This window comes from Corynebacterium humireducens NBRC 106098 = DSM 45392 (genome assembly GCF_000819445.1).
In the GTDB taxonomy this organism is placed as follows: Bacteria; Actinomycetota; Actinomycetes; order Mycobacteriales; family Mycobacteriaceae; genus Corynebacterium; species Corynebacterium humireducens.
This window is the reverse complement of the sequence record NZ_CP005286.1, coordinates 405,410-426,394: the sequence shown is the minus strand read 5'-3', so window position 1 is coordinate 426,394 and position 20,985 is coordinate 405,410. Positions and strand designations below refer to the sequence as shown.

The following is a 20,985-nucleotide window of genomic DNA, read 5'->3' as shown; positions in this document are numbered from 1 at the left end:
CTCCGTTGTCGTGTTTACACTGGGCACGGCACACATCGTCTCATGAGGAAGGGAAACATGGGTGACATGCGTCCGCGGCGGGCGGTGCTCGCGGAGAGCTGGGTGGCGGCGTCGGTGAACGCCCCCGCGCTGACCCGCGACGGTCTGCCGGTGGCCCGCGCGGTCAAGTGTCTGCTCGATCCCCTCGTCATCCGGCCCCGTCTGCGCCCGGAACTCGCCGCCCCGCTGCTCGGCCCGGCGGAGGCGTCCGCGCTCACCGAGCTCTTCGACGCCCACCGCACCCGCCTGGAGCACACGAGCGACTGGTTCCTGCTGCTGCGTGCCGCGCGGCGCCGCGCGCGTATCACCGACGGCAACGCCCAGGAGCTCTACTTCCCCCGCGCCTTCGAGCTCGCCAGCCTCCACGGAGCCCCCGGCGCGGACGCCGCCGACCTGTGCGACGGGGTCATCGCGGCGGTCCACGGCGAGGTCTCCGTCGGCGACCTCGCCCCGCTTCTCGACGCCCTCCCCGCCGACCCCTTCCCCGGGTGGGACGCCCCCGGCCCCGCCCCGGACCTCGGGACGCTCGCCGCCGAGCTGTGGGACCTGCTCGACTCCGGGGAGACCCTCGAGGAGTCACACGAGGTGGCCGTGTGGGGCACGGCGCTGCGGCACACGCCGGGCCAGCTCGACGCCCTGTTCACCGCACTCGAGTGGCCCGGCCCGGTCGCGGGACTGCGTCTGTCCGCGGCGGACCCCCTGCCGGCCCCGCCCCTGCGCGGCGAGTCCACCCACGCCCTCGACCGCTCCCTGGAGATCCGCGCCCGCGCCGCCCTGCGCCGCGCCCGGGAGCAGGCCGATTCCGCCGCTGACCTGCTCGCCGCCGAGGTCGACCGCGCGCTCGCCCCGCTCGGCCTGCACGACCCCTTCTGGCGTTCCACCTTCGCCGCCGGCGTGCTCCTGGCCGCCGGTCTGGAGCCCCTCGCCGGACGACGGGACTTCGGTCCCACCCTGCTGCGGCAGGTGCAGTCCCGTCTGGCGAAGGAGGCCTACGTCCTGCACCTGCGTCGCCTGCTCGCCGCCGGCCAGGCGATCGACCCCCGGCAGGAGAAGGTCGTCGCCGAGCTCCACGCCTTCTGGCTGCCCTACCTCAACCGCCTGTGGGCCCGGCTCCACGGCCTCGACGTCCTGGGCCGTTCCCCCGCCGACACCGACGAGGTGTGGGACCTGCTCACGGGTGTGGCCCGTTCCGTCATGTACGACCACCGCCAGCTCATCCGCGACGCCCTGGAGTCCGCCGCATGATCACCCTCGCACTGCAGGCCCGTGGCGCCACCCTCGAGTGGCCGCTCCGGGACGACACCCTCCCCCGCCTCACCGTCCACGACCCGGCCGAGGCCGACTGGCTGCATCTCCTCATCGGCGAGGCCGCCCACGTCGGGCTGCTCCGCGGCGAGGATCACGCCCCGGCGTGGAACCGGCCCCTGGCGGCGCGGCTGCGTCACCTCGCCTTCGGCCACTGGCTGCGTGCCTGGTGGCCGACCAGCGTCCTCGACGGCGTCCCACCCCTGGACCGGACGCTTCTCGACGCCGAGCTCGCCCTGCTCACCGACGACCTCGACGAGATCATGGCGTTCTCCCCCGACGGGGAGATCCCCCTCGACGAGGAGGCGCTGCGCACCCTGCGCCACCCGCTGGCTGCCCGGGCCCTGGAGCTCCTCGGGGTGGCGGTCCCGGCCCCGACCGTCCCCACCCGCGAGGACTACGCGCTGGTCGCCGGTGACCGCCTCACCCCGGGGGCCACCGCCGTGCTGAGCGGCACCAGCCCGCACGCCTGGGCGGCGGTGCCGGCCGGGCGTATCGACGCCTCCGAACACGCCGTCGCCTGGGTCCTCGAGGTCACCGACCACCCCGAGCTGTCCGTCGCGGTCCAGCTGCTGCCCGGCGCGCAGGTGGCGGGCATCGCCGTGCGCGCCACCGCCGGTGCGGCGCAGGCCGCGGGCGTCCTCGACGCCGCCGGGACCGCGCAGCTGTCCCTGCCCCTGGAACCGGCCGCCGCGTGGGCCCTCACCGCCGCCGACGTCGACGTCCGGATCGGCGTGGACGTGGCGGAGGACGGTGAGGAGCGGGCGTCGGTACGCACGCTTGTCGCGCAGCGCCGCACCGGGACCCCCGACCACAACGGCCCCCTCTACCAGGCGGAACGCGAACTCATCATCGAGGACTGGTGAGCTTTTTGTGAACGGTAGCCGCGGCCCCTTCATACCTTGAGATCACCGGACAGCCACAGGGGCTGACCGGGAAGCCAAGGAGAAGATCATGAACCGCACCGCCCTCAAGCTCACCGCCGCCGCTGCCGCCGCCCTCATCGGTGGCCTCGGTCTGACCGCCTGCTCCGACTCCTCCGCCGACTCCGGCGACTCCGCCACCACCACCGCGGCTGCGGCGGCCGACTCCGGCAAGTCCGGCAAGTCCGGCAAGTCCGGCGACGCCACGACCATCACCGCGGGTGACACCACCGTCACCACCGGCGGCGAGTGGAGCGCCTCCGTCGACGGCACCCCGGTCGAGATCACCGACGCCACCGTGGTCTGCGCCGAGCAGGGCGACACCATCTCCCTCTCGGTCGGCTCCACCTCCGCCACGATGGACTCCGCCACCGGTCTGAGCGCTGTCCTCAGCACCGGCGACAACCCGGAGGTCCAGGCGGTCGGCATGGGCTCCACCGAGACCGGCGAGGCCCTGGCCTACGCCGCAGGCATCCCCGGCAACGAGGCCACCGCCACGAAGAACGGCAACACCTACGAGATCACCGGTGTCCTCACCGCGGCGGACATGAACAACCCGATGGCCGGCCCGCAGGAGAAGTCCTTCGAGCTCTCGGTCACCTGCCCCTAGTCCGCCCGACCCCTCTGCCCCGGCCCACGGCCGGGGCCTTTAACGTTGCGCTGCTGTCCGGGGACCCCTGGTCTAACGTGGACCCTCATGAGCAGGGTCTTCCTCACGTACGCGGATGCCGTCCACACCTACTTCTCCTGGCGGGTGGAGGGTTCCGCGGAGGTGCGCACCGCCCGGATCAGCCCGGAGCGGAACGCCGCCCTGCGGGACTCCTTCGCACGCAGCTTCCCCGACGCCGTCCCCGGAGAGACCCAGGAGGAGGCCCTGCGACGCACGTTCCACGACGGGGCCTTCCGTTCCCCCCAGGACACGTGGACGTACCTCTCGCAGCTCTCCCAGCTGCTCCTCCCGCCTGAGCTGCTCCGTAACTTCCACCCTGCGCGCCGCCGACAGCTGCTGATCCGTCCCTCCCCGGGCCTCGCGCAGGTGCCCTGGGCGCTGCTGCCGACAGGCAGGAAGGACAGGATGCTCGGTGACGTCGCCGACGTGAGCCTCTACGCCCCCGACTCGGTGGTCGCCCTCGCCCCGGAGCCGCGTCCCGGCGCGCAGCCCGCGGGGGAGCTCATGGTCATCGACCCGAAGATCCCCGGCCAGCCACCCACCGGCCCCCTGGGGTCGGTGCTCGGCAGGCCGACGCCCACGGACCCCCTGGCCGCCCTCCTGCGCCCCACCACCGTCCCGGAGGCGGTGACCTACCCGGAGCTCGCCCGCACCACCCTCGGGCGGGAGGAGTTCCTCTCCCTGTCGGCGCGGGCCCGGAGTCTGCTGTTCGTCGGCCACGTGTCGGCCGCGGGTGTGGAGTCCGCCTCCGCGGAGTCCTCGACGCTGCACCTCGCGGAGCCGGTGAGTGCCGGTGACCTGCTGCGTGCGGGATGGCAGGCCCCGGCGCGGGTCGGTCTCCTCGGCTGCGGTTCGGGTTCCGACCTGCGCTACCCCGAACCCTTCGGCCTGGCGACCACCGCCGTGGCCTGCGGCGCGGACACGGTCGTGGCCAGCCTGTGGACCCTGCCCACCGAGGCCGCCCTGGACACCCTGGACGCCGGGGTGCAGCCGCTGCGGGAGCTGATCCTGGCCACCGACCGTGCGCTGCGGGCGGAGGACCCGGTGCGGTCGCTGCTGGACTGGCAGCTCGCGAAGGCGCGCGCCTGGTACGCGGAGGGACGTGCCGCGGACAATCCTGCCTGGTGGGCGGCACCGGCGGTCTGGCGTCTCGACAGGCAGGGCTGACCCCCAACGATTAGGGTGTGGTGTGCTCGACCTCATCCCAGGAGGCACCATGACCATCACACCGTTCAGCCATGTACTGTCCTCGGCGCTCGTCGAGGCCCTCGAGCAACACACCGACCACCTCCCCGGCGACAAGATCTACGGCGCCACCCTCGTGCGCACCGAGGAGACCCTCCTCCCCTGGTTCGCCGTCCTCGCCGACCTCGGCGACTCCGACGGCCCCGGCGCGGACGCCTCCCCGGTGGCCCGCTGGTGCCCGGAGCGTTCCGGCATCGCCCTGCGGACCCCGCGGCTCACCGAGGTGTGCGCGCTTTTCGACGCCCACCTCGACGCCGCCCCCGCGCTGGCCCGGGCCTTAGGCTCGCACGACGTCCGGCAGACCTTCGCCCGCCTCGGCGCGGAGCCCATCCTCTACATCTTCGACCGCCGGGCCGACGGGGAGGGCACCATCGAGCCGGGCACCTTCGGCAGCCTCAACGCCGGCCGCGAGTCCGAGCCCTACTACCTGCAGGCCGCGCGGCTGTTCGCGGCCTGAGTCAGGCCGCGTCCACCCACCGCCAGGTGATGATCCGCGCCTCCGAGTCCGGGTCGCGGAGCACGGCCGTCTCCCGGTCGAACTGGACGAGCAGGTAGCGTTCGGCGATCTGCTCCACCAGCCCGCCGCCCCATTCGGCGACCACGACGGCGTCGGCGAGTTCGGTGTCCAGGTCGAGCGCGTCGAGCTCCCCGAGCGGGTCCCCCGAGGAGCCCTCCCCGAGGAGCCGGTAGGCGTCGAGGTGGATGAGCGTCGGCCCGCCGACCGTGGAGCGGTGCTCACGGGCGATGACGAAGGTCGGCGAGGTCACACGCCCCTTGACCTGCAGGCCCCGGGCCAGGCCCTGGGTGAAGGTGGTCTTGCCGGCGCCGAGCGGGCCGTCGAGGATGACCACGTCCCCGGCCTGCAGGGTGCGGCCCAGTTCCTCGGCGAAGGCCTGGGTGTCCTCGGCGGTGGTCAGTTCCCGGGTGCCTTCCGCGGGGAAGCTCACAGGTCGATCCCTCCCTCGTACTCACGGACGGTGCGGCCGGTGGGCCGGCAGATGATCTCGTAGTTGATGGTGCCGGTGGCGGCGGCCAGTTCGGTGGCGCTGAGTCCTCCCTCACCGAAGATGACGGCCTCGTCGCCGGGCTGGACCCCGAACTCGTTGGCCCCCAGGGAGACGACGATCTGGTCCATGCACACGCGCCCGACCTGCGGGTACAGCTTGCCGCCGATGCCCACCTGCAGGTCTCCCTGCCAGGAGCGCGGCACGCCGTCGGCGTATCCGGCGGGGACGACCGCCAGCCAGCCGGGCTCCTCGGCAGTCCAGGTGTGGTTGTAGGAGGTGGACTCGCCCGGCTCGATCGGCTTGACCACGGTGATCCGCCCGATCCAGCTCATCGCCGGACGCAGTCCGGGGTCGACGTCCGGGAGCGGGGAGAGCCCGTAGAGCGCCAGGCCGACGCGCACCTGCTCGTGGTGCAGGTCGGGACGGGTGAGCGTGCCGGGTGAGTTGCACAGGTGGTTGACCGGGATGTCCAGGCCCAGGGAACGGGCCAGGTCGATGGCCCTCCCGAGGGCGGCGGCCTGGGCGTCGTTGGTGGGGTTGTCCGGCTCATCGGCGCAGGCCAGGTGGGAGAACACGCCGGTGACGGTGAGGTGCTCCGCCTCGTGCAGGAGGGTGAACACGCGGGCCCAGTCCGCCTCGTCGACGCCCGAGCGGTGCAGCCCGGTGTCCACCTTGACGGAGACGCGGGCGGGCACGGCGGCGTCGACAAGCGCCTGCGCGTGCGCCACCGAGGGGATGCCGAGCTGGATGTTGAGGGAGAGCGCCTCGGTGAGGTCCTGTTCCGGGGACCAGATCCAGGCGAGGATGGGTTTGGCGATGCCCTCGTTGCGCAGGTCGACGGCCTCCTGCAGGGTGGCGACGCCGAAGCAGTCGGCGCCGTTCTCCGCCATGACCTGCGCGACGCGGCCGGCGCCGTGCCCGTAACCGTCCGCCTTGACCACGGCCATGAGCCGCACGTCACCCACCAGGTCCTTGAGCAGGCGGGTGTTGTGTGCGATGGCATCCAGGTCGATGCGGGTGGTCAAGAGCTCCATGGGTGACATTGTGCCACTCCCGGCCCGGCGTGCCGCAGTCCCGCCCTCCGGAGGCGGGGCACGCCATGATCCGGCACCCATTTTTCCTTAAACCTGGTTTTTCCGTTCATATTCTGCGACGCTGGTCACATACCCGTCTCACAAGGAGGAATCATGACCCGACTGGAACTCGACAAGGACCGCTGCGAGGCCCACGGACTGTGCGAGCAGGCCGCCCCGGACCTCGTCCACCTCGATGACGACGACAACCTCATCATCGATGTCCCCGGCGACCTCAGCCCCTCACAGCTCGACGACGCCCGCGACGCCGTCCGGGTCTGCCCCGTCTCCGCGCTCCGGCTGGTGGAGTGATGGACCGGATCGTCATCGTCGGCCACAGCATCGCGGGGCTGACCGTCGGCGACAACCTCCGCCGTCTCGGCTTCACCGGCACCCTGACCTACGTCGGTGCCGAGGACGTCGAGGCGTACTCCCGCCCCTCGCTGTCCAAGGCGGCGCTCGCCCCCGGCGACGGCGGCATCCACCTCGCCCCGCTGCCGCGCATCAGCGCGGACACGGACGACACCGTCGAACTCCTCGGGCGTCGGGCGGTCTCCCTCGACACGGACGCCCGGACGGTGCTTCTCGACGACGGCACCTCCCTCCCCTACGACGGACTGGTCATCGCCACCGGTTCGCGGGCGCGCCACCTCACGGACTCCCCCCGCGAGTTCACGCTGCGTTCCCTGGCGGACGCGGAGAGGCTGCGGGCCAAGCTCCTCGAGCGGCCGCGCGTGACCTTCATCGGTGGTGGCCCGCTCGGCATGGAGGTCGCCTCCGCGGCCGTCGGCCTGGGCTGCGAGGTCACCCTGCTCAACCCGGGGGTCCCGCTGTCCATGCACCTGGGTCCCCTGCTGGGAGGCCTCCTCACGACGCTGGCGGAGGAGGCGGGCGTGCGCATCCTCGACACCCTCGTCGACTCCGTCGCGGAGACCGCGGACGGCATGGCCGTGACGCTGCCCTCGGGTGAGGTCATCGAGTCGGACATCGTGTTCACCGGCATCGGCGACGACCCGGCCGTCGACTGGCTCGCCGACTCCGGACTACTTGCCGACGGCCGCCTCATCGTCGACTCCCGCCAGCGCGTCCCCGGGCACCCGGGGATCGTCGCCGCGGGGGACGTATGCTGGCTCGACGGCCCGGACGGGCCCCGCCGCTCCCCGGTGTGGACGTCCGCCATCGAGCAGGGGCGCGTCGCCGCGGACGGCCTGCTCAACGGCGACGCCGCCGCCGAACGCGACCACCCCTTCTACTTCTGGACCGACCAGTGGGGCGTGGGCCTCAAGGTGTCCGGCTCCCCGCCACGGGAGGACGTCGCCCCGGAGGTGGTGAAGGGTTCCCTGGAGGAACGCGCCTTCGTCATCCGCTGGCCGGAGCACCACGCGGCGGCGGCCCTGGACATGCGCATGCCGATCCCCCGGCTGCACAGGCTGGCGGCCGGGGAGGGCTGAGACCGGCGGCGGTCTACTCGACCGTCACCGACTTGGCCAGGTTGCGCGGCTTGTCGATGTCCTCGTTGCCGCACTGCCGGGCGATGTCGGCGGCGAGGAACTGCAGCGGCACCGTCGCCAGCAGCGGCTGCATGATGGAGGAGGTCGCGGGGATCTCTATGAGGTAGTTGGCGAACTCCCGGACTGCCTCGTCCCCCTCCTCCGCGATGACGATGGTGCGTGCCCCGCGGGCCCGGATCTCCTGGATGTTGGACACGATCTTGGAGTGCAGCAGCTTCACGCCCCGCGGGGAGGGCACGACGACGACCACCGGCAGGTCCTCCTCGATGAGGGCGATCGGGCCGTGCTTGAGCTCCCCGGCCGGGAAACCCTCCGCGTGGATATAGGCCAGCTCCTTGAGCTTGAGCGCCCCCTCGAGGGCGACGGGGAAACCGACGCCGCGGCCGAGGAAGAGCATGGTCTGCACCGCGCCGAGCTCCGCGGCGATGCCGGCGACCTGCCCGCGGACGTCGAGAAGCTCCTCGATCCGGGTGGGGATCTCCTCCAGCGACTGCCAGATCTCCGCGATCTCGTCGGGGTACTTCGTGCCCTTCGCCTGGGCCAGGGCGAGCCCGACGATGTAGTTCGCGGCGACCTGCGCGAGGAACGCCTTCGTCGAGGCGACGCCGATCTCGGGGCCCGCGTGGGTGTACAGCACCGCGTCGGACTCCCGCGGGATCTGCGAGCCGTTCGTGTTGCACACGGCGAGCACCTTCGCCCCCTGGGCACGCGCGTGACGGACGGCCTCCAGGGTGTCGGCGGTCTCCCCCGACTGGGAGATGGCCAGCACCAGCGTCCGCTCGTCGAGGACCGGGTCCCGGTAACGGAACTCGGAGGCCACCTCGATCTGCACCGGGACACGCACCCAGTGCTCGATGGCGTACTTGGCCAGCAGGCCCGAGTGGTACGCGGAGCCGCAGGCCACGACGAAGACCTGGTTGACCGACTTGAGGTCCTGCTCGGAGATGCGGGACTCGTCGAGGAAGACGCGCCCGTCGTGGAAGTGCCCGCCGAGGGTGTCGCGGACGGCCGCCGGCTGCTCGTGGATCTCCTTCATCATGAAGGAGTCGAAGCCGCCCTTCTCCGCGGCGGCCAGGTCCCAGTCGATGGTGAAGGGACGGCCCTCGGCGGGCGAGCCGTCGAAGTTGAGGACCTCGTACCCGTCCCGCGTGATGACGACGACGTTGTCCTGGTCCAGCTCCACCGCGTTGCGGGTGTACTCGATGAACGCGGCGACGTCGGAACCGAGGAACATCTCCCCCTCCCCGACGCCCACGATCAGCGGCGTCGAGCGGCGGGCGGCGATGATCTGGTCCGGGTGGTCGGCGTGCGTGAACAACAGCGTGAAGGCGCCCTCCAGGCGGCCCAGCACGGCCAGCGCCGAGGCGCGGAAGTCCCCGGCGGTCTCCCCCTCGTTGTAGGCGCGCGCCAGCAGATGCGAGGCGACCTCCGAGTCGGTGTCGGAGTGGAGGGTCACGCCGGCGTCGAGAAGCTCCTGCCGCAACGGCGCGAAGTTCTCGATGATGCCGTTGTGCACGATGGCCACGCGGCCGTCGAAACTGACGTGCGGGTGCGCGTTCGCGTCCGTGGGGCGGCCGTGGGTGGCCCAGCGGGTGTGGCCGATCGCGGTGGTGCCCGGCAGCGCCGCGGGGTCGAGGATCTCCTCGAGGTTCGCCAGCTTGCCGGCCTTCTTCACCACGTCGATGGTGCCGTCATTGACGGCGATACCCGACGAGTCGTAGCCGCGGTACTCCATGCGTCGCAGCGCCTCCAGCGCGAGGCCCAGTCCCTGTCGTTCACCGACGTATCCAACGATTCCACACATGGGGAGAATCGTAGAGGAATCCCCCTGTCGCACAACAGGTACAAGATGCTTTCCGACGCCCCGCCCAACCCCTCACCCGCCCCTCAACACGGGGTTTTCCGTGGTGTGACATTCATAACGCCGCCCATCCGTTATCCTGGGTTCGTGTCTGCGAATCTGAAGAAGCACCTGGCCCAGTTGTCCAAGCGCGGCCCCCACCGCGTGCTCGTCGGCGACCTCGACTACGCCGGACTGCCCGGCAAGGTCTACGCCCCCGCGGAAGGCAACAGCGTGCCGGCCATCGCCTTCGGACACGACTGGATGAAGCCCGTCCGGACCTACCACGCCACCCTGCGCCACCTCGCCAGCTGGGGCATCGTCGTCACCGCCCCCGACACCGAGACCGGCCTCGTCCCCGACCACCGCGGCTTCTCCTCCGACCTGGAGACCGCCCTGCAGATCGCCGCCGGCGTGAAACTCGGCCAGGGCAAGGTCACCGTCTCCCCCGGCAAGCTCGGCATCGCCGGCCACGGCATGGGAGCCGGTGCCGCCATCCTCTGCGCAGCCAACAACCCCCGCATCAAGGCCGTCGGCGCCCTCTACCCCGCCGTCACCGCCCCGCCCGCCACGGAGGCCGCCCGCGCGGTCAAGGCCCCCGGCCTGGTCATCGGCGGCGGCCACCCCGGACTCGTCGGCGACCTCCTCGACCCCGGCAACCCCGCCCGCGTGGCCTTCAACTGGGGCGGCGACGTGGTCTACCGCGAGGTGAAGAACGGCAACCAGGCCGGCTTCTCCGAGGACACCCTCATCAAGCTCGCACTCGGCCAGGGCATCCCGCGCTACTCCGCCCAGGAGACCGCCCGCGGCCTGCTCACCGGCTTCCTCCTCCACCAGCTGGGCGGCGAGCGCAAGTACGCCGCCTTCTCCGCGCAGCTGGCCGAGGGCAGGAACGTCACCTCCTTCAGCGACGCCGACCTCGCAGACAAGGCCAACATCGACCTGACCTCCAGCACCCGCCTGTAATTCAGGCCGGTCCCCGACCGGGGTCGCCCCTGCCCGTGCGGTGGGGCGACCCCGTTCGTGTCCTCAGCCCTTCCGCAGCAGCCCCTGCACCTGCCCGCGCGCCGCACCGCGCCGGGTGCGCAGGGGCTGCTCGGCTTGCGGTGATGTCTGTGACGCCGGTGGTGTCCTGCGCGGGGCCGGGGCCGCGACCGCGTGCTCCACCCGCTGCTGCGCCGCAGCCAACGCCTTCTCGAACTCCATCATCCGCTGCGTCGTACGCTGCCGGAACTGCTTGGCGAACTCCTCGAACTCCATTACCAGGCTCCTGCCTTTCGTGCGCTACCCGGCACCGCGGCCGGTGGGGATGGTGGTGTCGGTGGTGCTTCCGGCGCAGGTGCCGGGGGAACCGGGGACGTCAGGGGTGTCTCCGGCGCAGGTGGAGCGACCGGTGTCGGTGGGTTCTCCACCTGCTTGGGCGGCGGCGGAGGCTCCACCGCCGCAGGTTCCACCGGGAGCTCAGGTTCCGGCAGCGGCTCCGGTTCCACCGGGGCCTCGATCTCCACAAGGCAGTCCTCCAGGGCCCCGATCAGCAGGGCCAGCCCCAGCAGGGCGATGCCCATGCCGACCTCCCCGAGCACTCCGCAGTGAACCTCCCCCGCCGGGGTCTCCACGCACACCTCCTCCGTGACGGCGGGTTCCTCCGGGGCCGGTTCAGTAACCGGTGGTTCCACCGGCTCCTCTACGAGTGCGGACTGCGGCGTCGTCGGTACCTCCATCTGTTTCTTCGGCGGCGGAGTGGGGTCTGCCGGCTCAGGGGTCGACGGTTCCACCATCTTCGGCGGTGGAGTGGGTTCTGCCGGCTCAGGGGCCGGGGCAGGCGGCTCCGGTGCGGACTGGGCGACCGGCACCTCCACCTGTTTCTTCGGCGGCGGTGCAGGTTCCACCGGTTCAGGGGCCGGTGGTTCCACCGCCTGCGGGATGGCCGACACCTCCACCAGTTTCTTCGGCGGTGCCACGGGCTCCGGCGCAGATTCCGGTGCGGGAGGCACCGCTGGTGGGCAGTCCACGACCTCGGTGCGGCACACGGGTGCCTCGCAGAGGGCTGTGCCCCGGGCGAGGAACTCGTCGAGGCAGGCCGCGACGGCGGTGTCGCGGTCCTGGCAGCAGTCGAGGATCAGCTGCCCGGCGTCCTCGATGAGTGCGGCGCCCGCGCCGACGCACTCGGAGAACTCCCGCGTGTGCACTGCGGGATCGAGGTGGTTGAGGAAGGTGCACAGCTGCGCGATGACCGCCCGCAGCGCGAGCACCACCTCGGTGCAGGCGGTCTCGGCGACGGCGTCGATGTCCTCGAGGGCGTCGGCGGCGTGCCGGGAGTCGTCGAGAAGCTCCCCGGAGCGGTCGCGGTTGTCGAACCAGTCCCGGGCGTGGTCCACCACCCGGCGGAGGATCTCCCCCATCGCGACCTCACCGAGGGTCGACGCGACCTGCCCGAGGATCCCACCCTGCAGCGTCGTCGCGTCCGCCTCGCCGACGGCGGCCCGGGTGGCGGTGACCAGCTGCCCCGCGTCGAGTCCCTCCGTCGCGGACACGGCCTGCGCGATGGTGTCCGCGGAGACCCCCGGCCCGCGGTACGCGCCGTGTGAGGCGCCCGCGAGCATCCGGGTCACGCTGCTGAATCCCTCCGCTATCAGCGGGCCCGACATCAGTGGACACCCCGCAGGTGCGCGCCCAGGTGCTTGTCGATGTCCCCGAACACCCGCACCTGCGCCGCGGCGGACTCGGCGGTGGTACGCAGGGCGTCGATACGCTCCCTGCCGGTGTCGTGGACACGGTGCAGCATCGCCGCGATCTGCGCGCCGTGTGCGGCGAAGTCACGGCCGAGAGCGGCGACCGGCAGGGCGGGTCGGGTGCTGAGGTGGCGGCGGTGCTGCTCCTCGCCGTCGAGAAGCAGACGGGACAGCGCCTGCAGCGCGGCCCCGTGGTCGAGATGGATCCCGGACATGAGAAATCCCCCTTGTGGCGTCCGTGGTGGATGGGTTCACCATCATTGGACTGCTCAAGGGGGCGAAAGGTTCCCGGGGGTGGCTAGACGGCGGCCACCACCGCCGCGAGGCGACCCGCGACGCGACGCGCCTGCTCGGTCTCCGCGGCCTCGACCATGACGCGGAACAGCTCCTCCGTACCCGAGGGACGCAGCAGGACACGGCCGGAGTGACCCAGCTCGGCCTCGGCGGCCTCGATGGCGGCCTGCACCTCGGGGGAGCCCATGATCCCGGCCTTGTTCTCCACCGGCACGTTGATGAGCACCTGCGGCAGGACCTTCATCACGCCGGCCAGCTCCGCCAGGGACTTCCCGGTCTCCGCCATCCGCGCCATCAGCTTCAGACCGGTGAGGGTGCCGTCACCGGTGGTGCAGTGCACCGGCAGGACGATGTGCCCCGACTGCTCCCCACCCAGGCGGTAGTCACCGGCGTTGAGCTCCTCGAGGACATACCGGTCGCCGACCTTCGTCTCCAGCATGGTGATGCCCTGCTCCTCCATCGCCAGACGCAGACCCAGGTTCGACATCACCGTGGCGACGAGCGTGTTCTTCCGCAGCTCGGACTTCTCCTTCATCGCCACCGCCAGGATCGCCATGATCTGGTCACCGTCGATGAGGTTGCCCTCCGCGTCGACCGCCAGGCAACGGTCCGCGTCACCGTCGTGCGCCAGACCCAGGTCCGCACCGTGCTCGATGACCGCCTTCTGCAGCTGCCCGATGTGGGTGGAACCGCAGTTGTCGTTGATGTTGTAGGCGTTCGGCTTGTTGTGGATCGCGATGACCTCCGCACCCGCCGCCTCATAGGCCTTCGGGGCGACGACCGAGGCCGCACCGTTCGCGGCGTCGACGACCACCTTGATGCCCGCGACGCTGACCGGGGAGGACGCCGCCAGGTGCTTGAGGTAACGGTCCTGCGCGTCCGGGGACTCCTCGATGACACGGCCCACACCCGTGCCCGTCGGACCGTTCTCCGGCAGGGACGCCATCGCCGCCTCGATCTCGTCCTCGACGGCGTCCGGCAGCTTCCGGCCACCCGCCGAGAAGAACTTGATGCCGTTGTCCGGCATCGGGTTGTGCGACGCGGAGATCATCACGCCCATGTCCGCACCGTAGTCGTCGGTGAGGAAGGCCACGCCCGGGGTCGGGATCACACCGACACGCAGTACATCGACGCCACGGGACGCCATGCCGGCCGACAGGGCGGCGGCGAGCATCTCACCCGAGACACGCGGATCACGACCGACGATCGCGGTGGGACGACGCTCACTCGACTTACGGTGCTTCGTGAGCACATCCGCCGCCGCCGCACCCAGCTGCAACGCCAGGGAGACAGTCAGATCCTTGTTCGCCAGTCCACGAACACCGTCAGTACCGAAAAGTCGAGTCATGACGGACATTATGCCCCGCCCCGCCCGGGAACGGCGAACGCCGCCCCACCGTGTGGTGGAGCGGCGTCGACAGGCGAAGACGGAGCTTAACGCTTGGAGTACTGCGGGGCACGACGTGCCTTGTGCAGACCAGCCTTCTTACGCTCGACTGCACGAGCGTCACGGGTGAGCAGTCCGGCCTTCTTCAGGGCGGCGCGGTCAGCCGGGTTGTACAGGTTCAGCGCACGGGCGATAGCCAGACGCAGGGCACCGGACTGGCCGGTCGGGCCACCGCCGGCGATGTTCGCCTGGATGTCGAACTGGCCCTCGCGCTCCAGGAGAGCGAGCGGCTGCATGATGTCCTGCTGGTGCAGCTTGTTCGGGAAGTACTCCTCGAGGGAGCGGCCGTTGCAGGTGATCTCACCGGAGCCGGCGACCAGGTGGACGCGGGCGATGGCGCGCTTACGACGACCGACGGTCTGGATCGGACCGTCCAGCTCGATCGGAGCGGCGATCTCGGCGGCCTCGTCTTCGGAAACCTCCGGAGCGACGGCATCGCCGATGGTGTAGTTGAACTCCTCGGTGGCGGCGGTGGCGGCCTCGATGTCGCCAGCCTCAGCCACGTTCAGATCTTCGTTCTGGTTCTGCTCGGTCACTGTGCCACCTGCTTGATCTCGTAGGTCTCGGGCTGCTGGCCGGCGTACGGGTGCTCAGAGCCGGCGAAAACGTGGAGCTTCTTGACGGAAGCGCGGGAGAGCTTGTTGTGCGGCATCATGCCGGTGATAGCCTCCTCGACCACGCGCTCCGGACGGGTGTCCAGAGCCTTGCCCAGGGTCATGGAGCGCAGACCACCCGGGTAACCGGTGTGGCGGTAGCGCATCTCGCGGTCACGCTTGTTGGAGGACACGTGAACCTTGTCGGCGTTGATGACGATGACGTGGTCACCGCAGTCAACGTTGGGTGCGTACTGGGGCTTGCCCTTGCCGCGCAGCAGGCCTGCTGCGTGGGTGGCGAGTCGGCCCAGCACCACGTCGGTGGCGTCGATGACGTACCACTTACGGGTGATGTCACCGCTCTTCGGGTGGTAAGTAGACACTAATGACTCCTTGAAAGTCTGTCTGGGGGCTGCCGGCCATGGATCGTGCTGGTGGGTGCATAGCTGGACACGGCGGCCGGTGGAGACCCGTGCACAGCGCACACAACTTGTCCAGTGTAAGGGGTGGGGGCCACGGAAACCAAACCGCCTCCTGGTGGCCCCTGGCGCAGGTTCGAGAGGAGATGGTCGGAGGGAGAGTGGTCTCGACCTTGCCGACGCCGTGGGGCGCCCTCCCGACGATGTGAGTTCGACGATGTCGTCTCGACCTTGCCGACGCCCCGCGGCACCACGCAGAAAACCGCCCGCCCTCCCCGGCGACGGAGAGGACGGGCGGTAGCAAGCCGCAGTGACGGCGCGGTCACCTGCCCGGGTGACCGCACCCGGTGCCGGACCAGGGTCGCGTCCGTGCCCTGTCAGTGTCAGGGACGGTCCGGCACCGCCGCAGCAGGATCATGCGGGATCAGCCCCAGCTGGCGGCCGCCATGCGGTTGACGTCCGACATGCGGTCATTGCCCTCCGAGACGGTGCGGGAGATGGTGGCCAGGATGGTGTTGAGCTCCGCGGCGGAACGGTCCCACTTTGCCTGCGCCTCGGCGTAGGCAGTGGCGGACTCGCCCTCCCAGGTCGCGACCATGGGCTGGAGCTGGGACTTGAGGTCGTCGAGAAGCGCGTTGATGCGGCCAGAGGTGGCGTTGATGTCGCCGGCGGCGGCTGCGATGGCGCCGAACTGGTACTTGATTGCGTCCATTGTCTGTGTCCTTTCCTGTGGCTAGAGCGCGAGGCCCTGGCCGCCGACGTTGGTGAATGCCTGCGCGTTCTGGGCCTCCATGGACTCGAAGGAGCGCGCGTTGTGACGAATGTTGTCCGAGATGCTGGTCAGCGCCTCGCGCAGCTCCCGCGCGGAGGTGTTCCACCGCTGCATGAGCTGGTCGAAGGACACCTGGGCGCTGCCGGCCCAGCTGCCGCGGACGCCGTCGACGACGCCCTGGAGGCGGGTCAGTTCGCCCTGTACCTCGTTGTTGGTGGTGTCGACGTGGCCGGCGGTCGCCAGCATCACGTCGGCTTCGGTCCTGAACATCTGTGTCATGTCTTGCCCCTCCCGAGTTGATGTGTGTGCGGGGTCCGGAGTCGGGGCCCCTCCCCGACCGTCCCCCGGAGGGCCGTCTCCGCGGCCTCTCCACCATTGTTGGACTCCGGAAACCCGCCAAAGGTTCCCGCGCCCGGCGAAATACTTTCCCCCACCTCGTACCCGCAGGTCAGTGGGCCCCGAGGAGCTCCACCGAGTCGAAGGCCATGCGGCAGGCCGCCTTCTGCGGGAGGGTCGGTTCGGTGCGGGTGTGGCAGCCCACGGAGAGCTGGTGGGCGTCCTCGATCCAGGTGTGCCAGGTGACCTCGGAGCCGTCGCCGGGGGTCTCCCGGTAGCGGATGACCTGCAGGCCCCGCGCCGCGCGTTCGGGGTCGAGGGGGTGCAGGGTGTCGTCGGTGTCGATCATCGCGTGGATCTGCGCCTCCACCTCCTCCGGCGGCACGGTGAACACGGGGTCGGCGGCCAGCCGGATCCGCAGGTCGGGGTCGTCGCCGGTGGCCAGGAGCAGGCCCTCGCGGTCCTCGAGGTGGAAGCCGCGCGGCACCTCCACCCGGAGGGACTCGTGCTCCAGGACGGCGCGGGGTTCCGGTGTGCTGCTTGTCGACGTCACCGGTTCCGCACTCGTCGTCACCGGGGGTGCAGCCGGCGCCGTCGACGCGGGTGCCGCAGCCGGCGCCGGGGACCGCGTCCCGCCGACGACCCACCAGCTCAGCCCGAGGATCGCGAGGACGACCACCCCGACGATCACGTGGAAGGGGTCGACGGGCAGTCCCTCCAGGCGGTGTCGTCCGGCGCGCCGGGTGGGACGGGTGAGGGGCACCTCCTCCGGTTCAGGCAGGGCCTTCTCCCGCAGCACCTCCGAGGGGTAGGCGGCCACGCCCTTGTTGAGCAGGGAGCGGGTGAGCACCTCGGTGGTGGGGTCGTCGGCGTCGACGATGACCTCCACGTCGGGCCAGTTGAGGCTGCACAGTTCCTTCGCCTGGTCGAGGACGGCGGGCAGGGCCCAGCCGTCGATGATGCCGGTGCCGGGCAGGTCGTAGCGGTAGACGGTGTCGGGGCCCTCGAAGATGGTGGCGGTGTCGAGGACGGTGATGGTCAGAGTGCCGGGCAGGGTGGGTGCGCTCATGGTTTCTCCTGGGTGGGGACGGCGACCTGGCACACCCCGACCGTCTCTCCGCGGACCTGCCACGTGCCGCGTCCGGGTGGCTGCGGGACGGGGCGGATTCCGAGGACGGTGCCTTCGTCGCGGTCGGCGTCGAGAAGCAGGACGGCCGGGGACTGGTCACGGACGGCGGACAGGAACGGTGCGAACAGCGCGCGGCCGATGCCGCCGGACTTACGCGCGAGGATGAGGTGGAGGCCGATGTCGCGGGCGTGCGGCAGCAGCCCGGTGAGGCGGGTGAGGTCGTGGTCGGCGACGAGGTCGAGGTCGTCGATGACCAGGTGGATGTCCGGGCCGCTCCACCAGTCGCGGGCGGCGAGCTGCGCCGGGGTGATGTCGGGACCCGGCAGGCGGGCGTTCAGGGTCGTCACCACGTCGCGGAGCGTCTCCGCGGTCGCCGTGGTCGTGGCGGAGTAGGCGGCGAGGAGGGAGTCGTCGACACGCCCGAGGTGCGCCCGCCGGTGGTCGATGACGACCATCCTCGCCGCCTCCCGCCCCAGTCGGGCGATGCCCTCCATGACGGTGGCCAGCAGCGTCGACTTGCCCGCGCCCTGCCCGCCGATGCACAGCAGGTGGGGGCTGGTGGCGGGGTCCCAGCACAGGGTCGCCAGGCGCGGGCCACCGACTCCGAACGCGATCCCCGGCCCGCCCGGCGCGAGTTCCGCCGCGTGCACCAGCGGCGGGAGCACCTTGAGCGCGGGCACCGGTTCCTGCCCGGCCGACGCCGCCGCGATGTGCGCGAGGTCCTGGTTGGAGCTGCGGGCCACGAGCATCGGCCGTCCCTCCGGGTCCAGCCCCCGACCGGGCAGGGCGGGCAGTTTCTGCTGCACCCGGCGGTCGATGAGCGAGTCCATCGCCTCCCCGAGCTTGAGTTCGAGGCGGTGCGCGATGAGGTCCCGGACCGCAGGCCGCAGCACCGTCCACCGTGGGGTGGACACGATGAGGTGCACACTTTTCGACGGCCCGTCCGCCGCCAGCCCCGTCAACGGCTCCAGGAGGTCCTCGAAGTCTGCGGCCAGGGCGTGCCAGCCGTCGACGACGAGGAAGGTGTGCCGACGTTCCTCCGCGGGGTCCTCGACGAGGCCGGTGACCTCGTCGACGATGCGGCGCACCCGCTCCGGGTCCGCGCGCCCGGCCACGCCGGCGACGTGCGGCAGGCGATCCAGGGTGGCGAGCTGGTCGCCGCCGAGGTCGATGACGTAGAAGCGCACCCGGTCGGTCCCGTGGGTGGCGGCCAGGGACGCGACGATGGTGCGCAGCGCCGTCGACTTGCCGGTCTGCGGGCCGCCGCACACCGCCACGTGCCCGCCGGCCGCCGCCAGGTCCAGCACCAGCGGGTCCTGGCGCTGGTGGTAGGGCAGGTCGATGATGCCCACCGCCGCCCGCAGGTCACCGACGTCCTCGGCGACGCCGGCCAGCTCCACCGCCGCGGGCAGGGGCGGCAGCCACACCCGGTGCGCCTCCTGCCGGCGGGCGGCGGCGGTGGCGCGGGCGCGGGTGACGACGGCGTCGAGAAGCGTCGTGGACTCGTCGATGACCGTGGGCGCCTCCGCCTCATCGAACTGCTCCCAGCCGGTGAACAGCTCCACCCGGCCCGGCGCGCCGGTCGGCACGGCGCGGCGTTCCAGCGGGCCGGAGACGTAGGCGGCCCGGAAGCGGAGGAGCTGGTCGGCGTCGTGACGCAGGAAGCCCGCGCCGGGTTCGGCCGGCAGGTGGTGGGCGTCGGTGACGCCGAGGACCTGGCGTGACTCGGCGGCGGAGAAGGTCTTCAGGCCGATCCGGTAGGACAGGTGGGAGTCGAGGCCGCGCAGACGTCCCTCCTCGAGGCGCTGGCTGGCCAGCAGCAGATGCACGTGCAGGGAACGTCCCAGGCGGCCGACGGCGACGAAGAGGTCCGCGAAGTCGGGGTGCGCGGCCAGCAGCTCGGAGAACTCGTCGACCACGATGACCAGCGCCGGGAGCGGCGGCAGGTCACGGCCTCCGAGGCGGGCGGTCGTGTACTCGGTGACGTTGGCGAAGTTGCCCGCTTCCCGCAGCACCTCCTGGCGGCGGTTGAGCTCCCCGGAGAGGGCGTCGTACATGCGCTCCACGAGCACGGCCTCGTCCGCCAGGTTGGTGATCACCGCCGAGGTGTGCGGCAGGCCCTCGAGCCCGAGGAACGTGGCACCGCCCTTGAAGTCGACGAGCACGAGGTTGAGTTCCTCGGGGCTGTGCGTCGCCGCCAGCGACACCACCAGGGTGCGCAGCAGCTCTGATTTGCCGGACCCGGTGGCGCCGATGCACAGCCCGTGCGGCCCCATGCCGCCGTGCGCGGACTCCTTGAGGTCGAGCCGCACGGGCACCCCCTGCGGCGTCGTCCCGATCGGCACCACGAGGCGGTGGGGGCTCAGCTCCCGCCCCGGCCACATGGTCTCCGGGGTGAGCTGCTCGATGTCGGCCAGGCCGAGGAGCGCGGTGAGGTCGCGGCCGCCGTCGGCTGTCGCGCCGTCCGCCCGGCGGAAACGTGTCAGGGCGCGGGCCAGGATCAACGCCTCCGCCGGCCGCAGGCGGTCGGCCCGCCCGAGCTTCTCGACGCCCGCCGCCGTGTGCGCCACCAGGTCCCCGTCCGCGGACAGCGACAGTCCCTCCTGCTCCGCCCGCATCCCGAGGGCGGTGGTGGCGCACGAGCCGACGTCGATGATCGTGGTCCACGTGGGGTCGTCGAGGTAGGGTTCGGCGCCGGTCGTGGTGGTGTGGTCGACGACGAGGATCCGGTGGCGGGCCTGCTCCGGGCGGCGGGTGTGCGGCAGCCACTTGAGCCAGTCCCAGCCGCCGCCGACCGCGGAGACCGCCACCGTCTCCGGGCCGTGCGCGACCACCAGCTGCGCGACCATCGCCCGCGCCAGGTCCCCGGCCCCGGGGCCGCCGATGGCGAGGAACCGGAAGGCCTGCAGCTGCACCGCCACCGGCATCGCCGGGCAGGTGCCCACCGCCTGCACCGTGCGACGCAGACTCACCGCGCACACCGGGTCAAGGTCCTCCGCCGCGCCGGAGTCCGGCACCTGCACGGGGGTGCACAGGGCGGTGTCCCCGGTGCCGATGCGCACCTCCAGCGTGTCCGGGTCCTCCGGCCCGCGTTCCCACAGGCGGGGCCCGTCGACCTGCGTCCACAGCTCCGTCGGCTCCGGGTGCCGGTGCAGTTCGTGCGCCCGCTGGCGTGCGGCGTTGCGCAGGGCCTGCTCCCGCAGCGCCCCGAGGTGCCGCAGGTAGGTGCGGCGCGTGTCGTCGGCGTCCTCGCCCTGCGGGGGCGCGAACATCATGAGCATCGACATCGCCATCATCAGCGGGAACAGCAGGAACATCGGGTTGGCTCCGGCCCCGCCGAGCAGCATGAGCCCCACCATCGCGACCATGCCGGCCACCATGATGACCGGCATGAGGATCCGGATGAGCGGCACCGGTCCCGGCCGGTGCGCCGCCGGCACCTGCTCGACGCTGAGCGTGCCCTGCGGCAACGGCGGCGCCGGTTCCCTCTCGGCAGGCGTGAGCGGTGTGACGATGACGCCGGTGCTGACGGCGTCCATGGGCAGAGACATCCCCATCCCCCTCCGGATGTGCCCGCCGGTCACCCCAACCGGCGCAGTCGCCCGTCATGATAGGACAGCTTCCCGACGCCCGCTCGCCGCCGTCCCTCC

Annotated in this window: 21 protein-coding genes; 8 read left to right on the top strand and 13 right to left on the bottom strand. The window is 71.5% G+C overall.

Annotated elements, in window-relative coordinates; translation table 11 throughout:
* The first annotated feature begins 57 nt into the window (after positions 1 to 57).
* The 5 genes from B842_RS02165 to B842_RS02145 all read left to right on the top strand — a co-directional run bounded on the left by B842_RS02165 (position 58) and on the right by B842_RS02145 (position 4,639).
* Positions 58 to 1,284, top strand: a complete 1,227-nt coding sequence (locus tag B842_RS02165; RefSeq protein ID WP_052437682.1) for a hypothetical protein — start codon at positions 58 to 60, stop codon at positions 1,282 to 1,284.
* A complete protein-coding gene (locus B842_RS02160; protein ID WP_052437681.1) occupies positions 1,281 to 2,210 on the top strand; it encodes a hypothetical protein in 930 nt (309 codons plus the stop codon). The genes B842_RS02165 and B842_RS02160 overlap by 4 nt, the downstream gene beginning before the upstream one ends.
* A gap of 88 nt (positions 2,211 to 2,298) precedes the next feature.
* Positions 2,299 to 2,877, top strand: coding sequence for a lipoprotein LpqH (locus tag B842_RS02155; protein ID WP_040084931.1), 579 nt, complete (start codon positions 2,299 to 2,301; stop codon positions 2,875 to 2,877).
* An 87-nt stretch (positions 2,878 to 2,964) separates the two neighbouring features.
* The gene (locus B842_RS02150; RefSeq protein WP_040084930.1) at positions 2,965 to 4,104 is read left to right on the top strand and encodes a CHAT domain-containing protein; all 1,140 of its coding nucleotides are present in this window, start codon (positions 2,965 to 2,967) and stop codon (positions 4,102 to 4,104) included.
* Positions 4,105 to 4,153: 49 nt separating this feature from the next.
* Positions 4,154 to 4,639: a hypothetical protein gene (locus B842_RS02145; protein WP_040084928.1), complete on the top strand. Its 486-nt coding sequence runs from the start codon at positions 4,154 to 4,156 to the stop codon at positions 4,637 to 4,639.
* A 1-nt stretch (position 4,640) separates the two neighbouring features.
* Here B842_RS02145 and tsaE read toward each other — a convergent pair whose 3' ends face one another.
* Positions 4,641 to 5,129, bottom strand: a complete 489-nt coding sequence (gene tsaE, locus B842_RS02140) for a tRNA (adenosine(37)-N6)-threonylcarbamoyltransferase complex ATPase subunit type 1 TsaE (protein WP_040084926.1) — start codon at positions 5,127 to 5,129, stop codon at positions 4,641 to 4,643.
* The gene (alr, locus tag B842_RS02135; RefSeq protein WP_040084925.1) at positions 5,126 to 6,223 is read right to left on the bottom strand and encodes an alanine racemase; all 1,098 of its coding nucleotides are present in this window, start codon (positions 6,221 to 6,223) and stop codon (positions 5,126 to 5,128) included. Before alr ends, tsaE begins: the two co-directional genes overlap by 4 nt.
* A 153-nt stretch (positions 6,224 to 6,376) precedes the next feature.
* On the opposite strand from alr, the gene B842_RS02130 reads away from it, so the two are divergent.
* Positions 6,377 to 6,574 carry a ferredoxin gene (locus B842_RS02130; protein WP_040084924.1) on the top strand — a complete coding sequence of 66 codons (198 nt, stop codon included), beginning with the start codon at positions 6,377 to 6,379 and terminating at the stop codon, positions 6,572 to 6,574.
* A complete protein-coding gene (locus B842_RS02125) occupies positions 6,574 to 7,713 on the top strand; it encodes an NAD(P)/FAD-dependent oxidoreductase (protein WP_040084922.1) in 1,140 nt (379 codons plus the stop codon). The genes B842_RS02130 and B842_RS02125 overlap by 1 nt, the downstream gene beginning before the upstream one ends.
* A 13-nt stretch (positions 7,714 to 7,726) precedes the next feature.
* Here B842_RS02125 and glmS read toward each other — a convergent pair whose 3' ends face one another.
* Complete coding sequence (glmS, locus tag B842_RS02120) at positions 7,727 to 9,577, bottom strand: glutamine--fructose-6-phosphate transaminase (isomerizing) (RefSeq protein WP_082028338.1); 1,851 nt, start codon at positions 9,575 to 9,577, stop codon at positions 7,727 to 7,729.
* Between the two features lie 144 nt (positions 9,578 to 9,721).
* Between glmS and B842_RS02115 the strand changes: the two genes are divergently transcribed.
* A complete protein-coding gene (locus B842_RS02115) occupies positions 9,722 to 10,579 on the top strand; it encodes a poly(ethylene terephthalate) hydrolase family protein (RefSeq protein ID WP_040084920.1) in 858 nt (285 codons plus the stop codon).
* Between the two features lie 63 nt (positions 10,580 to 10,642).
* Here the strand turns inward: B842_RS02115 and B842_RS02110 are convergent, their stop codons facing one another.
* The 10 genes from B842_RS02110 to eccCa all read right to left on the bottom strand — a co-directional run bounded on the left by B842_RS02110 (position 10,643) and on the right by eccCa (position 20,886).
* On the bottom strand, positions 10,643 to 10,873 hold the full coding sequence (locus tag B842_RS02110; RefSeq protein ID WP_040084919.1) for a hypothetical protein: 231 nt from the start codon (positions 10,871 to 10,873) through the stop codon (positions 10,643 to 10,645).
* A complete protein-coding gene (locus B842_RS02105) occupies positions 10,873 to 12,225 on the bottom strand; it encodes a hypothetical protein (protein ID WP_061241403.1) in 1,353 nt (450 codons plus the stop codon). Before B842_RS02105 ends, B842_RS02110 begins: the two co-directional genes overlap by 1 nt.
* Before the next feature lie 35 nt (positions 12,226 to 12,260).
* The gene (locus tag B842_RS02100; protein ID WP_040084917.1) at positions 12,261 to 12,560 is read right to left on the bottom strand and encodes a hypothetical protein; all 300 of its coding nucleotides are present in this window, start codon (positions 12,558 to 12,560) and stop codon (positions 12,261 to 12,263) included.
* 83 nt (positions 12,561 to 12,643) lie between these two features.
* Positions 12,644 to 13,987: a phosphoglucosamine mutase gene (gene glmM, locus B842_RS02095; protein WP_040084915.1), complete on the bottom strand. Its 1,344-nt coding sequence runs from the start codon at positions 13,985 to 13,987 to the stop codon at positions 12,644 to 12,646.
* Positions 13,988 to 14,073: 86 nt separating this feature from the next.
* Positions 14,074 to 14,622 (bottom strand): 30S ribosomal protein S9, encoded by a 549-nt coding sequence (rpsI, locus tag B842_RS02090; protein WP_040084913.1) that lies wholly within the window; start codon positions 14,620 to 14,622, stop codon positions 14,074 to 14,076.
* Positions 14,619 to 15,062 (bottom strand): 50S ribosomal protein L13, encoded by a 444-nt coding sequence (rplM, locus tag B842_RS02085; protein WP_040084911.1) that lies wholly within the window; start codon positions 15,060 to 15,062, stop codon positions 14,619 to 14,621. Before rplM ends, rpsI begins: the two co-directional genes overlap by 4 nt.
* A 460-nt stretch (positions 15,063 to 15,522) precedes the next feature.
* A complete protein-coding gene (locus B842_RS02080; RefSeq protein WP_040084909.1) occupies positions 15,523 to 15,810 on the bottom strand; it encodes a WXG100 family type VII secretion target in 288 nt (95 codons plus the stop codon).
* Positions 15,811 to 15,831: 21 nt separating this feature from the next.
* Positions 15,832 to 16,149 carry a WXG100 family type VII secretion target gene (locus tag B842_RS02075; RefSeq protein ID WP_040084908.1) on the bottom strand — a complete coding sequence of 106 codons (318 nt, stop codon included), beginning with the start codon at positions 16,147 to 16,149 and terminating at the stop codon, positions 15,832 to 15,834.
* 169 nt (positions 16,150 to 16,318) lie between these two features.
* A complete protein-coding gene (locus B842_RS02070; RefSeq protein WP_040084907.1) occupies positions 16,319 to 17,275 on the bottom strand; it encodes a type VII secretion-associated protein in 957 nt (318 codons plus the stop codon).
* The gene (eccCa, locus tag B842_RS02065; protein WP_245631333.1) at positions 17,272 to 20,886 is read right to left on the bottom strand and encodes a type VII secretion protein EccCa; all 3,615 of its coding nucleotides are present in this window, start codon (positions 20,884 to 20,886) and stop codon (positions 17,272 to 17,274) included. The genes B842_RS02070 and eccCa overlap by 4 nt, the downstream gene beginning before the upstream one ends.
* Positions 20,887 to 20,985 lie beyond the last annotated feature (99 nt).